The 6,275-nt window shown below is 62.5% G+C and carries 1 protein-coding gene; it reads right to left on the minus strand.

The window, feature by feature from the left end; translation table 11 throughout:
* Window positions 1-6,275 (minus strand): non-ribosomal peptide synthetase (locus ACMGE0_RS33220; RefSeq protein ID WP_436820115.1); only part of this gene is annotated, 6,275 nt, incomplete at both ends.

Here is a 6,275-nt window from a genome sequence, read left to right on the forward strand (position 1 = left end):
ACGACGGCGGCCTCGCGCACCCCGGCATGACCAAGCAGGGCCGCCTGGATCTCGCCGAGCTCGATGCGGTGGCCGCGAATCTTCACCTGGAAGTCGTTGCGGCCGATATACTCAAGATCGCCGTCCTCGCGCCAGCGCGCCAGATCACCAGTGCGATACAGACGCTCCCCTGCCCGCCGCGGATGCGGAACGAAGACGGCCGCTGTCTGTCCAGGCTTGCCGAGATAGCCGCGGGTCACCCCGCTTCCGCCGACGAACAATTCGCCGATGACGCCCACGCCACTCGGATTGCCGAAGCCATCGAGGACATAGAGATCCGTATTGGCGATCGGACGCCCGATCGGAATCGGGCCGCTATGTGCGGATTTGCCGTCGACTTCGTGGACGGCACAGCCGACGACTGTTTCCGTCGGGCCGTACTCGTTGATCAGGCGCGTGCCCGGAGAAAAGCGCCGCCAGAATTCGACCGTCTCGGCAATCAGGTTTTCGCCGCCGATCACATAGGCTCCGGTCTGGCTTTGAAGATTGTGACGCGCAAGCAGATGTTTCAGCCCATCGAGATGCGACGGGGTCGCCTTCACAAGACTGAAGCCGCGGCCCGCGTTCAGCGTGTCCGCCAAACCTTCCAAGCCCGCGTCCTCCCCGAGGATATGGACGGTCGCGCCTGAGACGAGCGGAACAAGCGTACTGGTGACGGTCGCGTCGAAGCCGATCGACGTGCTGACGGGAGCGCCGCCGCCTGCGGCGACCGCATAATGGCTGGAGGCAAAGGTCAGGTAATTGATGACGCCGCTGTGCGGCACCATTACGCCTTTGGGCATGCCGGAGGAACCCGACGTATAGATGACATAGGCAAGCGACTGGGACGTCGCGTCGCTTTCGACCGGATCGTCGGGCTGGTCGACGAAGAGCGCCTGTTCCTGATCGAGGAGCAGCACCTGCGCATGGTTCGGGACGCTGGACGCGTGCGAACGCTTGGTCAGGACCAACCTGGCTGAGGCGTCGGAAATCAGATGCCCAACACGTGCCTCGGGAAGATCGAGGGTCAGCGGAAGATAGGCGGAGCCGGCCTTCAGGATGCCGAGCATGCCGACGAACATCTCGAACGACTGGTCAAGATAGAGGCCGATGACGTCGTCGGGCCGGCACCCCTTCGCCTGAAGATGGCGCGCGAGCCGGTTCGACAGTCTGTCAAGCTCGCCGTAGGTCATCACCTTCTCGTTGGCACGCAGGGCGATCGCGTCAGGTGCGGCTGCGACCTGGCTTGCGAAGAGATCGTGGATCAGTTGGCCGTCCTGTGTGGCAGGTGTCGGACTGCTCTCGCCGAACTCGAAGACGGCGGCGGCCTCCTCATCGGAAATGACCGAAATATCGCCGAGAGAGGGACCGCCTCCGTCCGTAATCGCGGTGATCGCCGTTACCAGGTGCCGTAGCAGCCGGGCCGCGGTCGCCGGCGAAACGGCCTTCCCGTCCGCCACCAGTTGCAGGATCAGGCGCTGCTGTTCCGGCACGGCGACGACCGTCACGGGATAATGGGTGCGATTGTGGGATTGTGTCGACGAGACGTCGAGGACATCGTTCCCACCCGCCGTGTCCCCGGACAGATAGTTTTCGAAGACGAGCAGAGTGTCGAAGAGCGGCTCGTGCCGGCGGCCCGATTGCTGCTGCAGTTCAAGGAGCGACACGTGCTCATGCTCCCGGAGCGCAACGTTTTCCTGCTGCAATCGACGGAGCCAGGATCCGACGTCCATACCTTCGGGAAGATGAACCGCAAGCGGCAGGCTGTTGATAAGCGGACCGACGATACGGTCCGCGCCCTCGAGATCAACGGGTCGACCGGAAACGGTCACACCGAAAACGATGCTCTCCGAGGAGGTGTAATGAGAGACGACCAGTGCCCAGGCCGCCTGGACGACGGTGTTGAGCGTGATCGCATGGTTCTTTGCGAAGGCACGGATCTTGTCCGTTTCCGTCATGTCGAATTCGTGACGGATATCCGTATCGGCCTGCGGGGTTGCCACGCCCGGAAGCATCGGCAGAAGCCTGGATGCCGCCTCGATGGTCTTCAGGCGATCGGCCCACCAGCCCGGCTCTTCCTGAGGATGGCTTGCGAGCCAGTCGATATAGCGGCGGAAGGAAACGGCTGGCGCGTGGCGGGCGGCGTCTCCGTCCATGCGCGCGCGGTATTCGAGCAAGACTTCTTTCAGGATGATTGCGGTGCTCCACCCGTCGGTGACCGCATGATGATAGGTCCAGACGAGATCGACGCGATCATCGGGCCCACGCAAGGCGGTGATCCGTGAAAGCGGCGCCTCGCCGGCATTTATGCCGACTGCAAGATCCTGCAAACGCCAGGTCTCGAACGCCCGCTTATAATCTGCCTGATCGAGATGGCGCCAATCGTGCTCGGCATAGGCGAGCTTGGCCGTCTTGCGCACGACCTGCAGGGCCGGACCGTCCGGGCGTTCAATGAACTGGGTCCTCAGGATGTCGTGGCGATCGATGATCGCCTGCCAGGCGTTGCGGAGCAGCGGCCGGTTCACATCTCCCTTGAGGATCGCTCTCAACTGGTTGACGTAGACGGCGGATTCGCGCTCGAGTTGGCTGTGGAAGAGCAGGCCCTCCTGGAGCGGGGTCGCCGGATAGACGTCCTGAACATCTTCGATCACGATGCCGCTTGCCGCGAGCGCTTCCTTCGACGGCCCGCTCAGCGGAAACTTCGAAGACACCGACTTGTCCGCTTCTGCCTTTCCCACTGCTGCACCAAGCGAAGGCTCCGTCATCGTCGCCACGGCCGCGATCTGGCGGATCGAAGGGCCGGCGAAGAATTGCTTCGGCGTCAGTTTGATGCCGGCCTTCTTGGCGCGTGCGATGACCTGCAAGGTCAGGATCGAATCCCCGCCGAGAGAGAAGAAATCCTGCGCAACATCGATGTCGTCGCGCTTGAGAATATCGCGCCAGATCGACAGCAATATCGACTCGACGGGAGAGATCGGGGGCTTATCCGCCGCCTTGGCGGCGGGAGGGACCGCCTTACCGTTTGCGGTGACCTCCAGGCGGTCGCCAAGCAGAAATTCGTTGGGGATCATATAGTTCGGCAGATGTTCGGAAAGATAATGCCTCAGTTCGTCGTTGGAAAGGGATTGGTCGTCGGTTGCGACCTGCGCCATCAGAACTGTCCTGCCGTCAGCCTCGGCCGCCGAGAGGATTGCCGCGTTGACGGACGGATGCCGCAGGAGCGTCTGACGGATTTCGTCGAGTTCGACGCGAAAACCACGGACCTTGACCTGATTGTCGAGACGGCCGAGAAATTCGATCCGGCCATCGGACAGCCGTCTTGCCTTGTCGCCGGTTCGATAGAGCCTTTGTCCATGTGCGCCCGGAACGAAGCGGTCGGCCGTCAAAGCCGGCTTATTGAGATATCCGAGCGCGAGCGCCCGGCCGCCGATGCAAAGCTCTCCCGCCTCTCCGTCGGAAAGCTCGGCGCCCGCTTCATCCAGAATGGTGATCGTGCTGTGCGACAGTGGTTCTCCAAGCAGCATAGGCCCGGATGCGGATGGGTTGAGATCGCCGGCAATCACACCGACCGTCGTCTCCGTCGGACCATAGTGGTTGACGACAGAAAGATCCGGCGCCAGTCTTCCGATCGCTTGCAGCAGGCGCTGCGACGTCGGCTCGCCTCCGAGCACCAGGCAGCGTCTTGGCAGAACAGCCGCCGGCTCGGCGGCATTCAACAATGCGGCGAGATGCGAAGGCGTGATCTTCAGAAGATCCGGCCGCTCATTGCGCATGGCATCTGCAAAGCCATCGGGATCGAAAGCATGTTCGCTGCCGATCATATGCAATGTCATGCCGCGCCAAAGCGCACCGAACAGCGAGGTGTGACCAAGATCGGCGGCCGGAGAACTGACATAGGCCGCGCTTGCCAGATCGCCCGGCAGCCGTTCATAGACCGAATCCAAATAATCACGGAGGCTTTCGTGCGTGACGAGGACGCCTTTCGGCTCGCCGGCGGAGCCGGACGTGTAGACCACGTAAGCCGGGCCAATGCAGGGTGATGCTGCAAGCTGATCGGCCGAGCCCTTCGCATTCACATCGATCGCTTCGATGGCGGCCTCGAGCCACTCAGGCTTTTGGTCGATAACAAGATGTCGGGCACTAAGGTCCCGAAGCTGCCACTGCAATCTTTTTGGCGGTGCTGAAAGATCGAGCGGCGCATAGACCGCTCCGACCCGCCATATGCCGAGGATGGCGACAACGAGCTCGGTCGAACGCTCGAGCAATACGGCGACCGGATTCCCAGGCTCTACCCCGCGCCGGCGAAGATCTGCCGAAAGGATACCGGCGCGCTCCCAGAGTTCGCGCCAGGAGAGCCTTGCGTGTTCCGTGATGACGGCAGGTTCGTGAGGGCGAAGGCGGGCGAAGTCGGCGACGCGTTCAATGATGGTGGGCAATGGGGTCATTGAAGCGCTCCGGCTACGACGGGAAGATTGCAGGATGACAATGGAATCGAGCTTATGGCTGCCGTCCTTGACGGCGTGGGCGATCAGTCGTTTGTAATTTTCGGCCAGTGCCTCGATGTCGCTGCGAGCAAAGCGCGCGGGATCGTAGGAAACGCTGATCTCCAGGCGGTCATGATAATCCAGCACATTGAAGTTCAGATCGAAGCGATGTCCCGGATCTGGCAGGTCCATCGACGTCCAGCGAAGAGCCGCGTCGGGTCGCGTTTCGTATCCGAGATCGTGCAGGAGGAACTTGACGCCGGTAAACGGCGTGGACCCGGCCCGCCCTGCAGGCGCCAGGGACTTGACCAGTTTCTCGAACGGCAGGTTCCGATGGTCGAACGCCTCTTCGACGGTCTCGATCGTCTGCTTCAGAAAAGCGTCAAACCGGATCGACGGCGAGGCCTTCGACCGGATGACGAGAAGATTCAGGAACGGACCGATCAGCGGCTCGAACTCCTCGCGCTGTCGAGCCGAAATCGGCACTGCAACGCTCAAATCGTCGTGCGCCGAGTAGCGATGCAGCAGCCAGGTAAAGCAGCCCAAAAGCAGAGAGAAGAGCGTCGTGTTCGACCGCACGGCAAGCGCCCTCAACTCACGGACAAGATGCGGAGGAAGCGGTTGCCTGACCGGCCAACCATCTTCCGGCTGCCCGTCCTGATGAGATCGCTGTTCCACGGCGGTGCTCGGAAGGGTGAAATGAAAGGCTTCAGGGACCGCGTGCAGTTTTCGCGTCCAGTAATCCAGATCTCTGTCGAACCTGTCGGAACGCTCCTGGCGCTTCAGCCACAGCGCGACGTCGGCAAATTGGACTGGAAGATCGGGAAGTGTGCTTGCATGAGCCCGGCTCCGGTTTTCGTAGAGACTGCTGACTTCGTTGACCAGGATGGTCAATGACGGGCCATCCATGAGGATGTGGTGAAGGGCGAGCACCAGGAGGTGGGTTTGCTTGCCAAGCCGGATCAGGGAAAGGCGTAAGGGCGGCGCTGCCTCCAGGTCGAACGGTGTCCGGATCAACTCTTCTATGAGTGCCCTTGCCTTCGTTTCCTGATCGATGATCGGATATTCGGCAAGATCCGCCGCATTCCAGTGAAGATCCGCATCGGGCTCCACCGACTGGAAGGGAATGCCGTCATCTTCTCCGAATTTCGTCCGAAGAATTTCGTGTCTTCGCACGACCTCGGCAAAGGCGTGCCGCAAAGCCTCGATGTCGATTTCGCCGTCCAGCCTGACTGCCCCGGCGATCGTATAGGCGGCGCTGTCCGGGTCGAGCCGCCACAGGAACCAAAGCCGCTCCTGCGCCGGCGACAGCGGAATGCGATCGAGGCCGGCCGGCCGACGCGGGATGGCGTCCTGCCCGGCAGCCGCCTCCTGCCCGTCGATCAGCGCCGCAAGGCCGGCCACCGTTGGATGATCGAAGAGCGCCCTGAGCGACACCTCGTGGCCGAGCCGCTGTCGCAGCCGCGCCGTCAGCCGCACGGCGGTGAGCGAATGACCGCCGATCTCGAAGAAGTTGTCGTTGACGCCGACGGTGTCGAGACCGAGGACGTCCTGCCAGATGGCGGCGAGCGCGGCTTCCGTCTCGGTGCGGGGGGCGACATAGGCGTGGGCGGAGACAAGCTCCGGGTCGGGCAGCGCCCGGCGGTCGAGCTTGCCGTTGACGGTGAGCGGCATGGCGTCGAGGAAGGTGACGGCCGCCGGCACCATGTAGGATGGCAGCCGTCCGGCCAGGTGAGCCCGCAGCTCCTCGGCGGTGACGGCGTCCTTGTCGGC

Source organism: Neorhizobium descurainiae, assembly GCF_051400715.1.
Lineage (GTDB): Bacteria > Pseudomonadota > Alphaproteobacteria > Rhizobiales > Rhizobiaceae > Neorhizobium.